Genomic DNA, 3,449 nt, shown 5'->3' on the forward strand with positions numbered 1-3,449 from the left:
GATGTCGTTGCAGAAGGTGCCGTCGCCAAGCGGTACGGTGGTCTTGAGCGCGCCCGAGGTGAGGTCGTAGCTGCGCAGGACCGCTGCCTTGCCGCCCGCGCCGGCGAACAGGCGCGCGCCATGACGCACCGCCGCGGCAGCAAGCCCGCGGACATAGGCAAGCGGATTCAGGCTGCCGCCGTCCGCAAAGCGCAACGCGCCGCAATAGCGATCCGCCCCGAACAGCCGCTGCACCTCGTCGCCCGCGACGAAATCGACATCATGGCCGCGCGCGCGCCACTGGTTGGCATAGCTTCGCTGGGTGTCCGCCAGCGCCTCGGTGTGTGCAGGCGTATAAAAACCGTCCTGCCGCGCGTCGCAGTCGATATCATGACGCCTGACCAGATCGAAGACGCGCTCTCCCGACGTGCCGATCATCTGCGTCAGGCGCTCGCCGGCTTCCTGGCCAAGGGCCTGCCCGATGGTTTCGGGCGAATGGCGGATATAGTCGGGCGCGATGAGCCCCCCGCTCTGTCCGGTCGCGCCATCGCCGGGTTGGCCGGCTTCGACGAGCACGACGTCGGCTCCTCTTTCGGCGAGGTGCAGCGCGGTCGCGGTGCCCGCGATACCGCCGCCGATGACCAGAATATCGGTTTCGACGTGACCCGCGAGCGGCGCCAGAACGGGGCCGGGCGCGGCGGTCGCGGTCCACAATGGGGCCGTCACGCTGTCGTTGCGCGCGGCGCGGGAGATGGATCGATGCTGCATTACCGCTCCGTCGACCGGACGAAGGGGGAGGGTATCGCGACGAGGGGGAGCAACCCCGCCGCGACGCCCTCAACTCGGGACAATATCATATTCGAACTTTCCTGCTCGCCCGGTCGGTCGCCGGACTGTTGTGTTTCAGATCGTGGCGGGAGCCCCCTGCGCCGGCCGCCCCGTTCGCCGCGCGATGGCGACGAAAAGCAGCACGAAGCAGAGCGCGACGGGAGTGTTCATGATCATCGGCAGCGACATTTCGTTGTTGCCGACGATCGATACGGCGATGAAGATCGCGGTGCCTTCCTGCCGCATCAGATGCTCGATCCCGATCGCGACATTCTCGCGCCGGGTGAAACCGGCAAAGCGCACGATCGTCATCACCACCACGACCATGATGAGGTTGAGTGCGACGGTAATCCAGAACAGCGCGCCCAGATTTTCGCGCAGCACCGGCACCTGGTCGTAGAGGATGACACCGAACGAGCTGAACAGCACGATGGTCGCGGCATTTTTCAGGTAGCGCTTGAACCAGATCGCGAAATCGGGACGCCACGCGCGGACTGCGAACCCGACCGTCGCGGGCAGCACGGTGATCGAGAAAATGTCCCAGAAGAAGGACGCGAGCGGCACCTGCACGTCGGCCTCGAGCCCCATGAAGTGGAGCAGCGCGAAATGCGCGTAAAAGGGAACGACGAAGATGTAGATCATGCTGAGGATCAGCGTCATCGACATCGACAGCGCGAGGTCGCCCTTGGCCATGTCGGTGAACAGGTTCGACAGCATTCCGCCCGGCGTCGTCGCGAGCAGGACGAAGCCGACCGCCAGCGCCGCGGTCGGCGCCACCGTCAGCGCGAGCGACAGCCCGATCAGCGGCGGCACGATCAGCATCGAACAGACGCCGAAGATCAGCGCGCGCTTGTTGCGGAACACCTGACGGAAATCGTCGGCGGTCAGCGACAGCCCCATCGACACCATGATCGCGACCAGCGATCCCGGCAACAGCCAGTTCCCCAGCAAGGACATCAGATCGTCATAAGTCATGCGCGAATGTCCTCAGGCGGTTTCGAGCGAAAGGGTACAGGCGCCATTGCGGCGGATCGTGCGGCAGTCGGCCTGCGCCTTCGCCAGATCCTCGTCGACGATCCGCGCGCAGACATTGGCCTGGATCCAGCCGAACGGCATCAAAAGCCGCCCGCCACCGCCATAGAAGAGACCGATGTCGTAGAAGGGTCCGGGCGGCAGCCCCTTGGTGCTGCCCGCCGCCAGATAGGCGAGCACGATGTCGCCCGCGTCGGGATAGGATGTGGCGTTCTCGGCCGGGATCGCGGGCTGCGCCATCCCGGCCGGCAGCGTGCTGGCCGGCATCGGGACGGAGATTTCCGGACCGGTCCAGATCGCATGCATCGCCTCGAACCCCGCGCGGCGCTCGGCGAGATCCCACAGGAAAGCCGTCGATGCGGGCGCCGCCTCGTCGAGCAGCCGGCAGCGTGCCGAAAGTCCCGATTGCGGCTCGATCAATCTGATAAAACGCATGCCGCCCCCTATTTCCCGCTCACCATCGCCAGATACTCCTCTTTCTGGAGCGCGATGGGAACATTGCCGTTCTGCCAGAGATAATCGTGAAAGCGCTTGAGATCGAACGCCTTGCCCTCGCGCACGCGCGCTTCGGCGAGGAATTCCGCCGTCTGCATCTTGCCGATCTGGTAGCTGATCGCCTGCCCCGGCGACGCAGCGAAGAAGACCGCCTCTTCCTCGGCGGTCGCGCGGTCCATCGGCACCATCTTTTCCAGATAGTCGGCCGCCTCGGCGATGCTGAACTTGCCGAGCGCGAGCTTGACGTCGACCTCGACGCGCAGCGCACGCAGCCGCGCGAAATTATAGATGATCTCGCGTGTCTTGGGCGCATCGGCCCACAGCCCCGCCTGCAGCATCATCTCTTCGGCGTAGAAGCCCGTGCCCTCGTTCGCCCCGCTGTCGTAATAGTGGCGGCGCAGCGGGTTCGGGTGTTTCCAGCCGAGCGTCAGCTGGAAGAAATGCCCCGGCACGCCCTCGTGCACGATGATCGGCCGCGGGTCGCGAGTGATCGACAGATTGAAATAGCCGAGCTTGGGCGACGGTTCGGGAAGATAGACCGTCGCATCCTGTCCGACCCGCGCCTGACTGGTCAGGTCGAAGGTGCGCCCGAGCCAGCCGATCGGCGCGAGGTAGGCGGGGAACGGCTGCGCGTTATAATGCCCCGCCCAGTCGGGGACGGTGAGCAGATTCTTCTCGCGCAGGAACGCCCGGACCTTGAGTTCGTCGGCGTCGAGCTTTGCGGTCACCGCCTCGATCGAGCTGCCGATCGGTAATTCGGCGACGCCGGCGTTGCGGTTGCGCTCTAGCTCCTCGAACAGCACCGAACGCGCCCATTCCTGCCGCCCCATCACAAGCAGTTCTTCGGGCGAATAGGGATAGAGCGCCACGCTGCCGAGGAAATAGCGGTAAGCGTCGCGTCCGACCGCAGTCGTATCGGAAAGCCCGGTGCGCTTCGCTTTCAGAAACGCAGCGAAATCGGCAAAGGCGGCGACCGCCCTGCCCTTTGCGCTCTTCAGCTGCCGGCGCTGCGCGGGGGTCGCGTGCGGATCGATTCCCGCGACCATGCCGTCGAGGCTGGCCGGCACCTCGGCGATCTGGTGCAGCGCGGCGTCGACGAACGGGCCGCGCATGTC

4 protein-coding genes are annotated in these 3,449 nt (G+C 65.6%); all 4 read right to left on the reverse strand.

What is annotated here, in order from left to right; genetic code table 11:
• The coding region (locus tag VN047_RS06845) for an FAD-dependent oxidoreductase (protein ID WP_325541368.1) at positions 1-747 on the reverse strand (747 nt) is incomplete at its 3' end.
• A 135-nt stretch (positions 748-882) separates the two neighbouring features.
• Complete coding sequence (locus VN047_RS06850; protein ID WP_325541370.1) at positions 883-1,782, reverse strand: bile acid:sodium symporter family protein; 900 nt, start codon at positions 1,780-1,782, stop codon at positions 883-885.
• A gap of 12 nt (positions 1,783-1,794) precedes the next feature.
• Positions 1,795-2,274 carry a DUF3830 family protein gene (locus VN047_RS06855; protein WP_325541372.1) on the reverse strand — a complete coding sequence of 160 codons (480 nt, stop codon included), beginning with the start codon at positions 2,272-2,274 and terminating at the stop codon, positions 1,795-1,797.
• 8 nt (positions 2,275-2,282) lie between these two features.
• On the reverse strand, positions 2,283-3,449 hold a 1,167-nt coding region (locus tag VN047_RS06860; RefSeq protein WP_325541374.1), incomplete at its 5' end, for a DUF885 family protein.

The sequence above is a fragment of the Sphingopyxis sp. genome (assembly GCF_035565275.1).
Taxonomy (GTDB): domain Bacteria; phylum Pseudomonadota; class Alphaproteobacteria; order Sphingomonadales; family Sphingomonadaceae; genus Sphingopyxis.